The sequence below is a fragment of the Asinibacterium sp. OR53 genome, from assembly GCF_000515315.1.
Taxonomy (GTDB): domain Bacteria; phylum Bacteroidota; class Bacteroidia; order Chitinophagales; family Chitinophagaceae; genus Sediminibacterium.
In genome coordinates, this window is the sequence record NZ_KI911562.1 from 2072669 (window position 1) to 2088283 (window position 15615).

At 37.5% G+C, this 15615-nt stretch carries 13 protein-coding genes; 3 read left to right on the forward strand and 10 right to left on the reverse strand.

Annotation, left to right across the window (positions count from 1 at the left end):
* Position 1 precedes the first annotated feature (1 nt).
* The 10 genes from SEDOR53_RS0109215 to SEDOR53_RS0109265 form a co-directional block, all read right to left on the reverse strand.
* Positions 2-2446 (reverse strand): TraG family conjugative transposon ATPase, encoded by a 2445-nt coding sequence (locus tag SEDOR53_RS0109215; protein ID WP_026769469.1) that lies wholly within the window; start codon positions 2444-2446, stop codon positions 2-4.
* Positions 2430-2765 carry a DUF4133 domain-containing protein gene (locus tag SEDOR53_RS0109220; protein WP_026769470.1) on the reverse strand — a complete coding sequence of 112 codons (336 nt, stop codon included), beginning with the start codon at positions 2763-2765 and terminating at the stop codon, positions 2430-2432. Before SEDOR53_RS0109220 ends, SEDOR53_RS0109215 begins: the two co-directional genes overlap by 17 nt.
* Before the next feature lie 79 nt (positions 2766-2844).
* Entirely contained in the window at positions 2845-8349 is a 5505-nt protein-coding gene (locus tag SEDOR53_RS0109225; RefSeq protein ID WP_026769471.1) for a helicase-related protein, read from the reverse strand.
* Complete coding sequence (locus SEDOR53_RS17575) at positions 8321-8803, reverse strand: hypothetical protein (RefSeq protein ID WP_051416573.1); 483 nt, start codon at positions 8801-8803, stop codon at positions 8321-8323. Before SEDOR53_RS17575 ends, SEDOR53_RS0109225 begins: the two co-directional genes overlap by 29 nt.
* Positions 8804-8814: 11 nt before the next feature.
* The gene (locus tag SEDOR53_RS0109235) at positions 8815-9135 is read right to left on the reverse strand and encodes a DUF4134 domain-containing protein (protein WP_026769472.1); all 321 of its coding nucleotides are present in this window, start codon (positions 9133-9135) and stop codon (positions 8815-8817) included.
* 100 nt (positions 9136-9235) lie between these two features.
* A complete protein-coding gene (locus tag SEDOR53_RS0109240) occupies positions 9236-9694 on the reverse strand; it encodes a hypothetical protein (protein WP_157576753.1) in 459 nt (152 codons plus the stop codon).
* Between the two features lie 124 nt (positions 9695-9818).
* The gene (locus tag SEDOR53_RS0109245) at positions 9819-10052 is read right to left on the reverse strand and encodes a helix-turn-helix domain-containing protein (RefSeq protein WP_026769474.1); all 234 of its coding nucleotides are present in this window, start codon (positions 10050-10052) and stop codon (positions 9819-9821) included.
* Positions 10053-10395: 343 nt separating this feature from the next.
* Positions 10396-11607, reverse strand: a complete 1212-nt coding sequence (locus tag SEDOR53_RS0109255) for a hypothetical protein (protein WP_026769475.1) — start codon at positions 11605-11607, stop codon at positions 10396-10398.
* 125 nt (positions 11608-11732) lie between these two features.
* The gene (locus tag SEDOR53_RS0109260; protein WP_026769476.1) at positions 11733-12713 is read right to left on the reverse strand and encodes a LuxR family transcriptional regulator; all 981 of its coding nucleotides are present in this window, start codon (positions 12711-12713) and stop codon (positions 11733-11735) included.
* Positions 12714-12728: 15 nt separating this feature from the next.
* Positions 12729-13298, reverse strand: coding sequence for an N-acetyltransferase (locus SEDOR53_RS0109265; protein WP_026769477.1), 570 nt, complete (start codon positions 13296-13298; stop codon positions 12729-12731).
* Positions 13299-13548: 250 nt separating this feature from the next.
* On the opposite strand from SEDOR53_RS0109265, the gene SEDOR53_RS0109270 reads away from it, so the two are divergent.
* The 3 genes from SEDOR53_RS0109270 to SEDOR53_RS18555 all read left to right on the forward strand — a co-directional run bounded on the left by SEDOR53_RS0109270 (position 13549) and on the right by SEDOR53_RS18555 (position 15518).
* Positions 13549-14076 carry an AraC family transcriptional regulator gene (locus SEDOR53_RS0109270; protein WP_232214753.1) on the forward strand — a complete coding sequence of 176 codons (528 nt, stop codon included), beginning with the start codon at positions 13549-13551 and terminating at the stop codon, positions 14074-14076.
* Positions 14077-14151: 75 nt separating this feature from the next.
* Complete coding sequence (locus SEDOR53_RS0109275; protein ID WP_026769479.1) at positions 14152-14892, forward strand: heavy-metal-associated domain-containing protein; 741 nt, start codon at positions 14152-14154, stop codon at positions 14890-14892.
* Between the two features lie 308 nt (positions 14893-15200).
* Positions 15201-15518, forward strand: a complete 318-nt coding sequence (locus tag SEDOR53_RS18555) for a hypothetical protein (protein ID WP_157576755.1) — start codon at positions 15201-15203, stop codon at positions 15516-15518.
* Positions 15519-15615 lie beyond the last annotated feature (97 nt).

The following is a 15615-nucleotide window of genomic DNA, read 5'->3' on the forward strand; positions in this document are numbered from 1 at the left end:
ATCAGTTTTTAAAGTGAATAATCTCATCTGCTAAAGCCTTAATCCCCTTTTCAATATCCCCGCCAAACTTTGCAGCATAAGCCTGTACTTTCACTTTTTCCTTTTCCTCAGTTGTGTAAGCCAGGTACTCTTCCGGCGATACTTCTGTACGATAGACTTTGCTTAACACCCCACCCAAAGAAATAAAGACCTCTTTGTATTTTTTTGTCGGGTCATTGGCTTTATTTATAGACAATACCAATGCTTTTTCTTTTTCTGTTAGCCCAAGCAATTCCTGTATCTGGTCAAATTTGTTTTGATACTTGCTTTGGTCTAACAGTATTTTACAATCGCTGTTATTAATAATTGCCTGCTTTACTACAGGCGAACTGATAATGTCTTCTACTTCCTGTGTTACCACAATAGCTTCACCAAAGAACTTTCGCACTGTTTTAAAAAGATACTTTATATACTCAGCCATTCCTTCTTTTGCAATTGCTTTCCAGGCTTCCTCAATCAGTATCATCTTGCGGATGCCTTTCAGCTTTCTCATTTTGGAAATAAATACTTCCATAATGATAATGGTTACCACCGGGAACAAAATCGGATGGTCTTTGATATTATCTAATTCAAATACTATAAACCGTTGCTGCAGCAAATCCAGGTTTTCTTTTGCATTCAGCAGGTAATCAAACTCACCACCTTTGTAATATGGCCGCAGTACATACAAAAAATTGGACACATCAAAATCTTTATCTTTTACATTGTCGCCTTTGAGCACAATTACAAATTCTTCTTTCAGAAAATCATAAAAACTGTCAAAGCAGGGAAAAATGTTTGTGTCATTCTCAACTTTCTCAAAATATAATTGTAACGCATTTGAAAGAGCTACATATTCACTGCGGTTAAAGGTTTCATTATCTTTTTTCCAAAGGGCCAATAACAATGTCTTGATGCTTTCCTTCTTTTCCGTATCAAGGATATCGCCTTCACCAATATAAAATGGGTTAAACTTTATAGGCTTGGTTTCAGAGTAAGTGAAATAATACCCATTCACCATATCACACAAACCCTTGTAGCTATGGCCCACATCTACCAGCACAATATGTGTGCCTTTTTCATAGTAGCTCCTTACCATGTGGTTTGTAAAAAAGGATTTTCCACTGCCAGACGGGCCCAGGATGAACTTGTTCCTATTGGTGCAGATGCCTTTATCCATCGGTTCATCCGAAATATCCACATGAATAGGCTTGCCGCTAAGCCGGTCGCCAAGCCGAATGCCGATGGGGCTGACAGAAGAACGGTAGTTGGTTTCCAAATTGAAGAAACAACAGGCCTGTGGGCTAAACGTATCGAAAGTATCATTCATGGGAAAGTCGGCAGCATTGCCGGGGATGCCTGCCCAATAGATTTGAGCTGAACCTTCAGTTTCTAATTTAGGTGTAGCATCCATTTGCGTAAGTGCTGAAGAACACAAGTTTCTGATGTTTTTCAATTCTTCTTTGTTATCTGTCCATGCCAGTAAATTAAAATGAGCCTTAACTGGTAACCTCTGCTCACTGATAGCTTCATTCAAAAAATCGTCTGTCGCCTGTTTGCTGATGGCATTCTCCCGGCTATAAGCAGAAAGTGATTGCAACCGCAATCTTTTACTTTCTAATTTCTGCATTGTTTTCTGTACATCCTCAATAAATACATACTGGTTATAGATGTGATTGCAAGAAAGCAACTGGCCGATGGGTGAAGCAAAGCCTACACTGAACTTTGTTTTATCTGTTGAATATCTATCATAGTTTATTCTTGAGCCGCATAAAGCAGGAACAAATTCAGCATCGGCCATTGTATAAAGCTGGCAATGATTTTCACCAATCTTCCATTCAGGTTTAAATTCAATATCTCTCAGCAGAACTGAATCATTACCTAAGTTGAGATAATGAAGTATAGAATCAGCCAGTGAGTTATTTTCAATTTGCCTCATGCTGATAAAACCACTGTCGGTTAATATTTTTTGAAACTGCCCGACATGGTTCATAAAATCATGGAAGTGCTTTGGCTGCAATGTTTCTTCCGGTACAATTGTTCTTCTTAGTAAGCTGCTGAAAATAGAAGATGCGTTTTTTCTGTTAGCTGGCTTCTTAGTTAGCATGATGTAGCAGCGATGGTCTAAGTAAGGCCGTTCATTAAAGAAACGGTCGCTGCTCCGGGTAAGAAAACTATTGTCTTCCTGAACAAATGAAGGTTTATACTTTGCTTCGGTAAACCAATCTTGTTTATGCAACACTGTATTTACCGGCAATACTTTTATTGCCTTTATCCAGGCATGATGAAAAGCTTCGTATTCGTCATTGCTCATTGTAAACAGTTCGGGCAACTGCACTTCAAATACAACTGTTACATCACCCATTTTGGAAAGGATGGCATTATTTTCAATAGCATAAACCGGCAATATATCATTCAGATTTTTCATTCAGCAACATCTTTTTCAGTTTCACTTTTGAATAACTCTTTATCACATCCGGTACTGAGCGGCGGGCAGTCTTTTTCATCATACCATATTCACCATAAGTCCGGCTGAGTTTATAGATACGCATAAATAAGGCGGTAGTAAGTACAGCAATAAAAGGGAGACAAAAGAAGATACCCAGGCCGCTGATGTAGAGTATTGCAAAAAGTATCAGCAACACTACTAAGCCGCCACCCAGGTACCAGATATATTGGGCTTTCAAGCCCTTGAACTCAATACTGCGGTTAATGCCTTTGTTGATTTGATATACGGAGTTTGACATGATTATTTAAAGAACAAATGCAGCAAATAGTTTTCCAAAATATAATTAAGGCAGGTAAGTAAGGTAGGACTACGGGGGTTCAAATCCTCATACCCTTTACTTTGACATCTTCCGTTTTTTTCTTTGGTAACAGGCTTTTATTATTTTTTGGTGTGTCAGGGTCCATTTTCACGACCGGGGTTTCAGGGGTTGTATCAGTAATATCATGCTGTTTAATCTGGTTGGCCTGTATCTTAATACTAATCTCTCTTTCCAATCTGGAAACATCTTTCTTCAATTGTGCCAGTTCATCTTCCTTATCAAATGGTTTTGTCACAATCTTCTCCAGCATTGGAATATTTTGATTTAGTTCGTTGAGTTCTTTTTGATATTTTTCTTTCAATGAATCAACCCGGTCAATAGCATTTAAAAAATACCGGGCAGCCAGCTTTGGATTATCAATATTAATATGACCCTGGTTCCATGAATACTTAATACCACTCTTTTTACTTTCAGCATAAAACACATTGCTGTATTTGTATTCAAACATGCCTTTGTCTTCGTAGGTTTCTTTTTGCCTGCGGATAAATAAACCAAAGCCATACAGTTCTCCAATCTTTTTATTATCATCTTCGCCAATATCAGGTTTCCAGGCTGTGTAGAGACGGATTAAATGGTTGCCGATAGTTTCTGAATCTGTACTATTTAGACCGTCAAGGCGAACAGGATTAATTTTAATTCCGTCTTTATCGTACTGCAGCTGACTTTTGTATTGCTTTTCATCTATACTCAGTTTCTCTAATGTTTGAAACGTTTTACCTTTTTCTTCCTGCAGATTTTCTAATTTAAACCTTGACCGAAATGTTTCTTTATGGTGGGCATTGCGTAAACTTTCTAAAACCGCTATCTTCTTTTCCATTTTTGATTTTTCCAGCAGCGTTGTATCACCTGATAAAATGGCAATGTACTCAGAAAAATTCATGCCGCTTTTTTCATCAATACTTCCTTCATCAATCGTTCTTACGTTCAGTTCGCAGTTTTTCATCTGGCTGATAAAGGTTTGTTTATTCTTCAAGAGGTTGAATTTGTAATTGTCTAACGATTGCTCAACAGCATAAATAAAATTCTTCACCTTGTTATTATAAAATTCTTTGGCAACAATGTTTCCCTGCCTGGCGCCACGACCGTCCCTTTGTTCCAGTTCAGATGGTTTCCAGGGAATATCCAAATGGTGCATGGCAACTACCTTCGCTTGTACGTTTAATCCTGTGCCTGCTTTTTCCGTACTGCCCAATAAAATCCTGATGTCACCATTGTTCATCTTTCGGAATAGTTCCGGCTTTTGCTTATCTGTCCAGTCGTGAATGAAAGTGATATGATTTGCATTGACTTTAAAATCAGTAATAAGCTTTTCTTTAAGGGCATCATAGATATTAAATTCATTAGGTTTGGGTGTACCAATATCGCAGAAGATAATTTGAGTGCCTTTGTGGTCTTTACTTTGCTCATATATCTCTGCAGCCTTCCTGGCACAAACGTTTATTTTATTATTTGGATGGTCGCTGTATTTACCGGAGTCAATCAGCCGCATATCAGCCGCCATCTTTTTTGCGTAGTTCGTTGCAATCAGCATACGGCCTTTGTCTTCTTCATCATTGAGTCTTGGCCTGCCAATTAATTCACCATTACCTGTTTTAGCAAACTGCATCAATAGTTTTGTAAATTCCTGTTGCTCTGGTGTTGGTGGAATATTGATTAACTGCTCATCAATTTCCGGTTTATCAAGGTTAATATGTTTGGCTGTTTTATAATCAGTAATCTCATTATAAAACAACGCCAGTTCCGGCACTTTTATAAAATGCCTGAACCTTTCTTTCGCAATAATTTCATTGGTAACAGAAAATTCAAAGTCGGTTGTCTTTTTTGCAAACACAGCAGCCCAGGCATCAAAGTTTTCAATCCGCTGCCGTTCCATTTCTTTTGGCCGCAGATACTTAAAGAGCAGGTACATTTCTGTAAGGCTGTTACTAATTGGTGTGCCTGATAAAAAAGTAACACACAAGTCACTGTTAAATCTTGTTTGCAATTCCCGAACAGCAAACAGCATATTTAATGCTTTCTGGCTTCCTTCTTTATTGCCCAACCCGGCTACCCGGTCATGCCTTGTGGTGTAGGTAAGATTTTTATACTTGTGTGCTTCATCTACAAATAAATGGTCAATACCCAATTCCAGAAAGGTGACACCTGCATCTTTCTTTTCTTCAATACCTTTTCGTAATTCCTGAAGTTTAACCCCAAGATTTGTTTTGCGGATTTCCAGACCTTTCAGCATTCGTCTGCTAATCTCACCACCCGTTTCTTTTATTGTATGCAAATCCCTTTCTACATTACTAAGTTCTGCTTCAAATATTTGCTTTTGTATTTCCGGGCTTTGGGGAATTTTTCCAAACTGGTCATGCGTAAGAATAATGCAATCCCAATTATTGTTTTTGATTTCATTAAATAATCGAAGTCGTTTGGCCGGAGTAAAATCATTTTCGTCAGGAGCCAATACTCTTGCATTGGGGTATGCTTTTCTGTAAGTTTCTGCAATCTGGCGCACATTCGCTTTGAGTGCAAGTATCATTGGCTTGTTTACAATCTTCAGCCGTTTCATTTCATGTGAAGCAACTACCATCGTCAATGTCTTTCCCAAACCAACTTCATGGTCTATCAATGCACCCCTGTTTTGTACAATGCGCCAAACAGAGTTTTTTTGTGAGCTGTACAAATCATCAATGTTCAATCTTTTTTTATCCAATCCGGGAAACTGCAAATGAGTTCCATCATATTCTCTCAACACATAGCAATTGAACGTATCGTTATATAGGGTCTCTAATTCCTTTTTGTCATTCGCCGGTAACTCTTTTAACCAATCAATAAAGCCGTTGCGTATAGATTCTATTTTTTGATGTGCTAATTGAATAGCCTCACTATCCGGCACACGGGTGCTTTTGCCAGCTACCTCAATTTCATAAGAATAGAACGGCGTAGTATTTTCTAAAGCATATTCCAATAAGGCATCGCCATAAGTTGGGCGGCCGGATTTTGTAGTAACAGCATATTCCTGGTTGATTTTGGCATTGGTGAGCTTTGCATTTACTTTGAAAGTATCTAAAGAGGAAAAATATTTTACTTCTGTATTCAGTTCAAACAAATGTGAGGCAAAGCGGCTGTAATAGTCAATTGGTATCCACCTTTCACCCAAATTAAAATCAAGCAATTCAAAAGGTATTTTTTCAGGCTGTACTTTTTGTAAAGCAGAAAAGCTTTTAAACAATTGCAGATTATCTGGATTCTTCTCAGCTGCTTCTGACACTACCCGTAGCTTACTCACCACATTACCGCTTAGAAACTGGTCGGCTGTTTCCCATTCATTGTTAGCCGGATTTATGTAAATATGGTTGCCCAAAGCGGCGATGGTTTCAGGTTCTGTACCGTCTGTTGCCGCAGCAATAAACTCTATATCCACCTTGCCCTTATCATTCAGGCTTTTTGCCAGGGCTTCCAAAGGATTATCGGTTACATAAACTTCCTGTTTCGGTAATAAAGACTGAGTAAGAATATCAGACTTAATAAACTGTTCCCCTTCCTTTCGTTCAATTGAGGAAAGCATGGTAAGTCCAAATGCTTCATCTTTAAGAATCCTTTGCCGGTTAGCGGCTGAGTTTAAAAGTCCATACCCTTTTATCAATGCTTCATACCCCTCGTTTAAATCTTTTCTCAAATTTTCATCTGCTGCAATACCCGAGTTTTCTTTTTCCATAAGAGATAAATACATATCCCTGATGTTGGTGTATTGCTGATAAAAGCCGAGGTCTTTTTTATCCTGCAGGCTGGGCATAAAAACCGGCTTCTTATCATCGGATGCCAGATAAGAAACAAAGCCAACCCTGTTGTTATGTACAATCAGCGTTCCTTCTTTATAAAATGGATTTATGTCTCTTAAAGTTTCCAGTTTATCATCATCGCCTATCGAAACATGAAACACTGCGTCACCATCATTGTAAAATTGCTGGTCATATTTTTTTAGTGAATTGGTTAAGCCAGCCAATTCATGCTGAAGCAACGAAGCATTCATCCAGTTAGTGGAGAACTTTATTTCTTCTGCATTGGAGTAAAGTTTATATACATATTGCTTGAAGGCAGTTGACTTTGCCGTCATTAAAACAACCAATTCATGCTGCGGTTTGTCCTTAGAGCGGATGATGTTTAAAATCCTTGCTGTCTTTTTATCAATTACAGCAGCATCCAGCGGATTGATATAAGCTGAAGCCCTGTTTAAGTTATTAGAGGCACCGGCATCAAATAATCCTAATTGCACAGAACTGTTGTCTGGCTTATTTTCCGGCATATCCGTATAGGTAAGTTGTGTACCTGTTTGCTTTGGAACTTGTTTTATCTGTTGCCTGAAGGCCTCTTTATTAAATCTTGCATCAATTCCTTTTGCAACTGTTTCAGCCAGTTTCGGTGCAATAAGTTTTATGTCACCAGTCTGCCAGATAACTTCATGTGCTTTCCCGTATTGGTCTTTGCCGGGTTTTATCTGGTTGCCTAAAATAATTTCAGGATGAAGAACGATGTATTGATTATGCTGATAGTCGCCAAATTCATTTTGTTGTTCAACAGTTTTAACCAACTGCTTTTCTTCTTTTGAAAGAGATTGTTTGGCTTGATTTTTTTGAACAATCAGCAAATGGCTTGGTGCTTCTGTATTGCCAGTATCTTTCATCAGGTTGTCGGGCAGTACATTCAAACTAATGAAATCAGCACTATTAAAAAGATATTCCCTGGCAACTTGGTTAGACGGGTTATTGAGAAAGGCATCGGTAGTAATATAAGCCAACAAGCCACCGTCCTTTAATTTATCAAGCCCTTTTGCAAAAAAGTAATTGTGAATCTTATCTGTTAGTCCTTTTTCTTGTATGCTTTCATCATACACCTTAAAATTGCCGAAGGGAATATTGCTGACGACTAAATCATATTTTCCATTTTCAGAAGCCGGGGTATCTTCAAAGCCTTTTATTTGAACCGAAACAGGAAGAGGTAACGAACTGCTTAGTGCTCTTAATACTTTACCGGTAAGAAAGTCTTTCTCAACAGCATTGATTTGTTGCAATGATGGAAATGCTGCAACAGCTTCGGTTGCAAACACACCAGCACCACTGCTTGGTTCATACATAGCAGCAGGCTCAATGCCCCGTTCCTTAAGAACAGCAAATAGGGATTGTGGAATTATTTCGGGAGTATAAAAGGCAGTAAGAATGCTGTTTCGTATTAAATCAATTGCATTCTTATACTCTTTATCCGCAAGTTTTTGCTGCAATAACTGATGCAGCTCCATTATCTGCGGATAAAGTTTTAAATCTTCTTTCGATGCATTTTGCTTCTTCCATTCTTCCTTAGTAGCTTTTGGAAACAGAACTGCTTTTAAGCCACCAAAACCTGAATACTTCTTTAATGCAGAAAGCCGGTCAGCAGTCAATTTGTTTTCTGCCGACCAGTCTAAAGCAATCCGAATAGCTTCGATATTGTTTTTAAGTTTCTGCTGACTGTTGTAACTCATTGCTCACAGATTCATTCACTCGGTTACTTTCCAGATATTCACTTACTGCGCCGGTTATGGCATAGTGGATAAACTGATTGTCCTCAGTTTCTTCAGCAAATACCAGGTCATCAAAAGTAGAGTTGCAGTAGTTAATCATATTAATAACCTCATGCTGAAGTAAACCCGATTGCAAGAGTTTTTTGTAGTTATTTTCAAATTCTTCTTCAAGGATATGCAGGATGTAATTATATCTCGATGGCCGCAGTTCCTTTGTTATTTCCCGAAGGCAGGTTTCTGCAATTATATATTCTGGCTGACTGTTATTCTTTAACTGTTTTATTAGTGGCCCGGCGGTACTTACCTTGTTATACAGCCAAACACGGAGTCTGTCTTCTGCTTCCAATGCAAAGAGTATATCAGGATTGTTATCCCTGATATACTCCAGTAATTTGCCAATTAAGATTTCTTTCATACAAAATGGTTTTATACACCAAAGAATGAGCGGATAACGGTGGCTACTATCACCAGGAATACACAACTTCCAAACCAGGCCGCTGCTACTTTACCTGTATCATGGTCGCCACTGTTCCACTTTTGATAAACCTTTACGGCTCCGATTAAACCGACAATAGCGCCTACAGCGTACATAAGGTTTACCCCGGCAGCAAAGTAGCTTCTCACTTTTGTGTTGGCTTCATTAATACCAGCATTGCCATCTTGTGCAATAGCTGAAACAGTAAGTAGCAGAAGTAAAAAACAGAATGTACTGTAAATAACATTTCTTCTTACAAACACTTTTTTCATACACACATTAATTTTGAGAATTTAATAAAAAAATGAATGCTTCATTATACTAACCCATCGCACTTGATTTTCCTGCCCGCAGATAATGAAGCATTACTTTTCAATGCCAGATATTTTGAATGTCTGTCGCTGTAAACCGTTCAGGATAATATTGGGCAATCAAGCCGGATATTGCAGTTTCCAATCCCTGTTTATGTTCTGCCGAATGTAAACCAGGATATTTTTCTACTATCATTTTAACAGCAAAGAGTATTTCTTCTTTTTGGGCCTCCAGCTTCATTTCGGCGAGGTAAGCATTTGCTTCATCCCAAAACGGCTGAAAAATTATCGTTGCGTCAACAGGATATTCTTTTGGTAAAAAATCAGTATGATTGCTGGAAGTAAACTGTTTTTTAATTTCCGATACCGAAATTGGTGTTCCTTTTTCTTCTATTCTTTTGATTCCAATCAGTGAAAGAATTTCCCATCGAAAATATTTTAATGCAACATACCCGTAATAACAAATTAAAGCAAACAACATTGCTGTGATGTATTGGCTCCATGATATTGATTGTAACATAATACCGTCAACGTTTAGTTATGAATTTGTATCACTAACTGGAATACAAAAACACTTCCAAAAACTACAAAGTGGAGATAGGTTCGGTAGGACTACCTTAATGGTGAAAAGTATAGATGGAGTATTAGTCGTAATCAGTCTTCAGTAATTCTGACGGAGAAATTTCCAACGCCTTTGCTAATTGCAAAATTGTAGTAAAGGTTATATTTATTTGGCCCTTTTCAATTTTCGAAATCTTGCTGTTATCAATGTCACAGGCATACGACAGTTCCCGGAGACTTAGATTTTTCGCCTCACGGAGTCTTTTAATATTTGCTCCCAGTTTTTTTAAATTGCCTTTATCGCTTTGCCGAATCATGTTAAATAATGAATTGGCAAGATGACCTAATCAGGCATAATAATTGCGGTCTAATAAGACCGCAGTTGGTAATTACTTATAAGTTTTAGCAGTGAAAGTTGAATTATTTATAAGAAGTCCGCTACAAAATCACCCGTTAACACAGGGATTTCAAGACATGTGCAGCCGTCTTTGTTATAGTAACATGGAGCAACTGCTTAACTGGCCGGTAAGCCATCTGCTTAAATTGGATGGATTTACATACCATCATTACCAGGAACTGTGGAAGTATCTTGATAAAAATAATCTAGTGAGGCTATTGAAATATTGATTTAATTTTGCGATGTGGCAAGCAATATAAGTCTTACAATTTACTCAAAATATGAAGCCATTTATGGAGCATATCCTTCATCACGTCTATTGTTGCTTTGTCTGGCGCATGATATTTTGTTTCCAGGCTGCCAAATGAAATCTCTTCCCGCTGCAAAGTGGAGAAGGTTTTGGCAACAGTACGCAGCATAGGTGCAACTGTGCGATTAATAATAATTTTATCTACCACCAAAAGCCTGATGAGCAGGCCTAATTTTGCAACAGACAATGTTGTGTTGATTTTGTTTTCAGGTTCAGTTACGGATGAATTAGCTGCCTGCATAAAATGACCTGCCTCACAGTATTTAATTTCTTCTGTTATCCATGTACTCACCTGTTCATTCAGCGGAGGCATATTATCATCGAAGCAATAGTTTACTCTTACGGGCAATTGATTTATGCTTTTTAATTCGGAACGAAGCATTAATATTTTTTCAGATTTTGTTGGAATTGCTGAGAGCAGATTAACCAGCCTGTCAAACTCATATACAACGAACGCCGGAGAATTAAAGTTATAGTAGTATAACAACTTTCTGATATTGTCAGTTGCAGGGGTTATTACTTTTGTAAGTTCCCGTAGCAATTCAGTTTCATAAAAATGCAACCTGTATGTAACCGGCAGATTATGGTTTCCGAATGAACTTATGAAATGATTATACAGCGTTTCTGTAAGCAATTGTTCCATCAAATCTGATGAACTCAATTTAAGCCGCAAATCTTCTGATAAAGTATTAATTTCTTTTCCGTAAAGGGATACTAACACATCTGGCACTCTTTCATTTTTATCAAAATAAGTTCCAAAATATTCTTGTATAAAATGAAGGGCCTTTAACAACTCCTGTGTTAACAAACCTGGTTGTCTATCATTTATAGAAACTGAGGAGCAGGAGCAGACTAAAGAAACTTTGTCTAATAATTTTGTCAGCATTAATTGCACCATCCTGATGAACTCCTCTTTATCTTTTGCATAGTGCCTGCCAATCATTTCATCTAAAATCAATCGCTGTAGATTTTCTGCAGTATCACTCCACTTATTCAATAGCTCAACAAAAACGCTATTATCCGGCATAACAAAATTGCTATCCGCATCAGCAAACACGTCAGCAAATGATAAGTTCCATTGGTGAAGTATTTCAGTTGCAGATGTCAACTCCATTTTCTCTGTTGCTTCCGCAACAGAAGCAATGCCATTCCCTCTTTTTGACATGATGTTTAATTTGGTATTACGAATACCAAATAACTATCAAATTATAAACCCTTTGCTATACGCAAAACTTACTATTTCACTGCGTAAAATTGACTATTTTCTCCAATTTCATCCAGCTACGCATTTCATACCATATCCAGTTTTCTGCTAAGTTCTAAACGATTAGACACCTGCGCCTTTTCAAATATATTCTGCACATGCTTTGCAACGGTTCGTTCAGCTATAAACAGCATTTCAGCAATTTGCTTATGGGAATAGCCTTTATATACCAGTATCACAATTTCAATTTCACGGGTAGTAAAACTATAGCGTTTGCAGTTTTGTGCAAGCCGCTCTTCCCGACTTATATTTTCCAATTCTTGTGTTCTTTTTCTTACTTCTTCCTGTAGTTGCTCATTCCATTTCAGCAGTTGTTCTTCCGATTCAATTAACCGCTGATGCTCTGCCTTCAGCAGTGTAATATGTTGTTTTAACTGTAATGCAAGCAGTAGTAAAAAACCAGTATTTGTAGTAGTTGCTTCAACGGCTTGCCCAAAATTAAAATAATCTATTACAGGCAGCCCCACCCAGGGTGTAAGGCTCAGGAAAAGAACAGCAACTTCTTCCTTTGCGGCCTTTGTTCTAAAGTTATTTTGATATTTAAACTTTACTGCGCTGGTTAAAGTAATAATAACCCATATAGCATAAAGTACAGGAATTACAAGCAGATTTTTTGCGACGTCCAGTTTGCCTGAAACAACAAAAAGTAAAACAAATATAAGGTAGGGAACCACGAGAAAAAATATAACACCCCTGTATGCATGAAACCGCATTTTTCCCAGCGCAAAGGCATTAAATACATAGTATGGGAAATAACAGGGAGTGATAAACCCGGTTGCATAAGCAATGGATAATTGTACATAATAAGAGCCAGGGATATTAGGGTCTGGAAGGAAGCCGCCGGTAACATTGTAGAGAATTAATAATAAAATCAGAATGATGTTGAGGAAGGTTGATTTGTCATCCGGCCGGGCCATCCGGTAAATGACAAGGTATAAAAGAATAACTGTTTCTATGCAAATGAACAGAAACGTTATAATATGCATTTGGGTACCCGGCAAAAGCATAACCTTGCAATTTAGTTACGGCATTTTCATAAAATACAGCTTATATCCAAAATCTAATTCCCGGTATATTTTAAAGCCATGCTTCTCATACCAGGGAATATTTTTTGTGGTAGATGTTTCGAGGCAAATTGTCCTGTTTTCCGAAAGGCCTTTTTGAATAAGTTCATTGAGCAACTTGCTGCCGATACCATGGCCTTGCTGGGATGGCTCTACTCCTATAAACCATAAATAATAAAGAGGAACAGCAGGATGTATTTTTTTGATAGCTGATTCACGGCTGATAGCTTTCCTAATATTTGAAATCCCTGTAACTGACAGCGCCATTTTTATATCGAGCAGTATTGATTTTACTGTAACCTTTTTTCTATCTGGCACAACAATCAAAGCACATGCTTTTCTATCGTCTGAAATAAAGACTTCGCCAAATAAATTGCATACATCAAATGAATATTCCATCAGACCTTTTAAACATTGCTCCCTTTTTTCATCTTGTTTAATTATGTAATTGACACTCTTGTTGTCAACAAAAGACCGGGTTAAAATATCAGTTACCAACTCCCTGTCATTTAATGTTGCTCTCGTCATGGCTCAATTAGATGTGTATATAAATAATTGACTCTCAATTTTTATACCGATTATGGCAAAGCCGGCACTTTGTTATGTAATACTACTGGAAATCAGGGCTAAAATTCAACAACCTTTCAAAATACGGCCATAGCTTTACTTAAAATAGCGATATTGCAAACAGGAGAAATGCCAATAATTAAATTCATCCTTATACGTATAAACACTTATGGTATTATTTATAAAGAACATGGTTTGCAATCGCTGTGTAATGGCCGTTAGTCAGGAGCTTGAAAAATTGAACCTGAAAACAACCCGGATGAACCTGGGAGAGGTTGAATTGCAAAAAGAGCCAACAGGTAAACAATTACAACAATTGGCTGACAGGTTGAATTCGTTGGGCTTTGAAATTCTTGATGACCAGAACCAAAAGCAAATTGAGAAAATTAAAGGCTTATTAATTAAGAAAGTTCAGTCAGGCGAAATAGAAGAGCATTTTAGCATCATTCAATTTTTAAGCTCTGCTTTGCATAAGGACTATAGTTATATTTCCCGCCTGTTTTCTGAGGTAGAAGGCATAACTGTTGAACACTTCTTTCTTCTCCAGAAAATTGAGAAAGTAAAAGAATGGCTGGTATATGGCGAAATGAACCTGAGTGAAATTTCTTATAAGTTAGGATATAGCAGTGTGGCACACTTATCTTCCCAATTCAAAAAAATTACCGGGCTTACACCGAGTCATTTCAAAAAATTAGGCTCTTCTCATCGCAAACCTTTAGATAAAGTGAAAATCAAATAGGTATAACTCTTTTCCATAATTCTATAACATTTAGTGAAATATTGAATAGAACTTTGTGTCGTTAATTAATAAACTATGACACATACATATTCCGTCACCGGTATGACCTGTACCGGTTGCCAGGCTAAAGTGCAAGGCCTTTTATCAAAAGTACAAGGGGTAAAAAATGTAACTATTGATTTGCCAAAAGGAGAAGCTACTATTGACATGGATAAACATATTTCGACTCAGCAATTCAAGGAAGCTTTAAAAGAGTATCCGAAATATCAATTCTCTGAAGCAAATCATCTGCATCAAAATGCAATATCAGCTTTATCTGAAAAAGAAACAAAATCCTGGTTTCAAACCTATAAACCCATACTGCTGATTTTTGGATATATCACGGGCATTACATTGCTGGCAGAATGGGTACAGGGGGATTTTATATGGATGCGCTGGATGAATTATTTTATGGCAGGGTTCTTTTTGGTTTTCTCCTTTTTTAAATTACTTAACCTGAAAGGATTTGCTGAAAGTTACAGCATGTATGATATTGTAGCAAAAAGGTGGAACGGATGGGGCTATGTTTATGCTTTTACTGAACTGGCTTTAGGCTTGGCCTTTTTAACCGGGTTCAATCCAATCCTTATCAATACCGTTACCTTTGTAGTAATGACGGTTAGCATTATAGGGGTTTTGCAAAGCGTTTTTAATAAGCGAAAAATAAAATGTGCCTGTCTTGGTGCTGTATTTAATTTACCCATGAGTACCATCACCATCATTGAAGATTTATTGATGATTGGCATGAGTGGGACAATGCTACTAACTATGTTATGATGACTGTAATAAAATCAATTGGGCAATTTTTCTGGAAACTCTTCAAAGCTCTTTTTGTAAGGAAAAAGGATTGCTGTAAATGATTATTGAATAAGGGATTAACTTACTGAACTCATGTACAGAACTGATATTTATCATATACCAATCTGTATTAATTTCTTTGTTTTGTATCCTCATAAAATAAATCATGCAAAAAACTAAATAGATTTATTATAACTTTGAATTAAATGAAAAGGTTCGCCGCCGCCATATTAGCAGTTTTATACATCAGCACATCCGCTGGTGCTACGGTGCATATGCACTACTGCATGGGCAAACTGGCTGATTGGGGTTTAGGGCAAAAGGAATCCAAAACCTGTGACAACTGTGGCATGAAGACCAATGAGGCAAAAGAAAAAGGCTGTTGCAATGACGAAAACAAGTTTTTAAAAAACAATACGGACCAGAAAGCGGCAGAAGCAGGGCTGCAACTACTTCAAATACTTGCAATAGATTTACCTGTTTCATTTGTTGATGCCCCCTCTTTCAATCTTACTTCTATCCCGGAAGATTATCCTGTAAGCAATGCCCCTCCCCGAAGTAATGGCGTTGCAGTTTACATACTTAACAGAACTTTCCTTATTTAAAGTTTATTTCCTTCAATAAGCCAGGCAATTCAATTGTCGGGCTATCGGCATTTACATGCGCCTGACAAAACAGATTTCCTAACATTTAAAAATTAAA

What these genes read in the sequence shown, in the direction of transcription:
- SEDOR53_RS0109220 (WP_026769470.1), bottom strand. Translation starts at nt 2,765, where the DNA reads ATGTCAAACTCCGTATATCAAATCAACAAAGGCATTAACCGCAGTATT.
- SEDOR53_RS0109225 (WP_026769471.1), bottom strand. Translation starts at nt 8,349, where the DNA reads ATGAGTTACAACAGTCAGCAGAAACTTAAAAACAATATCGAAGCTATT.
- SEDOR53_RS0109215 (WP_026769469.1), bottom strand. Translation starts at nt 2,446, where the DNA reads ATGAAAAATCTGAATGATATATTGCCGGTTTATGCTATTGAAAATAAT.
- SEDOR53_RS0109260 (WP_026769476.1), bottom strand. Translation starts at nt 12,713, where the DNA reads ATGCTTTTGCCGGGTACCCAAATGCATATTATAACGTTTCTGTTCATT.
- SEDOR53_RS0109255 (WP_026769475.1), bottom strand. Translation starts at nt 11,607, where the DNA reads ATGTCAAAAAGAGGGAATGGCATTGCTTCTGTTGCGGAAGCAACAGAG.
- SEDOR53_RS0109245 (WP_026769474.1), bottom strand. Translation starts at nt 10,052, where the DNA reads ATGATTCGGCAAAGCGATAAAGGCAATTTAAAAAAACTGGGAGCAAAT.
- SEDOR53_RS0109265 (WP_026769477.1), bottom strand. Translation starts at nt 13,298, where the DNA reads ATGACGAGAGCAACATTAAATGACAGGGAGTTGGTAACTGATATTTTA.
- SEDOR53_RS0109235 (WP_026769472.1), bottom strand. Translation starts at nt 9,135, where the DNA reads ATGAAAAAAGTGTTTGTAAGAAGAAATGTTATTTACAGTACATTCTGT.
- SEDOR53_RS0109270 (WP_232214753.1), top strand. Translation starts at nt 13,549, where the DNA reads ATGGCCGTTAGTCAGGAGCTTGAAAAATTGAACCTGAAAACAACCCGG.
- SEDOR53_RS0109240 (WP_157576753.1), bottom strand. Translation starts at nt 9,694, where the DNA reads ATGTTACAATCAATATCATGGAGCCAATACATCACAGCAATGTTGTTT.
- SEDOR53_RS18555 (WP_157576755.1), top strand. Translation starts at nt 15,201, where the DNA reads ATGGGCAAACTGGCTGATTGGGGTTTAGGGCAAAAGGAATCCAAAACC.
- SEDOR53_RS17575 (WP_051416573.1), bottom strand. Translation starts at nt 8,803, where the DNA reads ATGAAAGAAATCTTAATTGGCAAATTACTGGAGTATATCAGGGATAAC.
- SEDOR53_RS0109275 (WP_026769479.1), top strand. Translation starts at nt 14,152, where the DNA reads ATGACACATACATATTCCGTCACCGGTATGACCTGTACCGGTTGCCAG.